Genomic DNA, 623 nt, shown 5'->3' on the forward strand with positions numbered 1-623 from the left:
ATGCCTCGCGTTCCCTGCTGCGCGTGCGCACCATGCCCCAGCCCGCGGGGGATCTGCTTCAGGACATCACGCCCGGCATTGCACTGCTGGTGCAGGCCACGGATCTGCAGCATTAAGAGACTTTTTGAAAACAACCTGCTGATAAAAAATAAAAGTTTTTGGGTGCCGCCTTTTTTCAAAAAGGCGGCGTTTCCCGAAGCTTTTTGAAAAAAGCTTCACCAGAAACTTCCTTGGGATTTGCGGAATGTTTAAAAAGCAGGCGTTCAGGGGCGCGTCATCACCCCGCATGCAGGGCGATGGCGGCGGCGGTTGCGACATCATGGCGCAGGGCCACGACATTGCCGTGCCCGTCCGGATGGACGCGGTTGGTCAGGATCAGCACATAGCTGTCGCTTTGCGGGTCAATCCAGAGCGAAGTCCCGGTAAAGCCGGTATGCCCGAACGAACCGACGGGAAAGCCCTCGCCCCGCGCGCTGGAATAATGGGTGGCGATGTCCCACCCCAGCCCGCGCAGATCCGTTTTGTCCGCCGGTTGCTGTGGTGTGGTCATGAGGCGCACCGTATCGCGGCGCAGCGGGAAGGGGCTGCCGGGGCGTCCGGCGCGGCGGTCCAGCAGGGCCTGC

General features: G+C 61.0%; 1 protein-coding gene. It reads right to left on the reverse strand.

Translation table 11 applies throughout. The annotated features are described in order from the left end of the window. Positions 1-277: 277 nt before the first annotated feature. The coding region (locus JCM25156_RS19665) for a serine hydrolase (RefSeq protein WP_025814497.1) at positions 278-623 on the reverse strand (346 nt) is incomplete at its 5' end.

The organism is Komagataeibacter kakiaceti JCM 25156 (assembly GCF_000613305.1).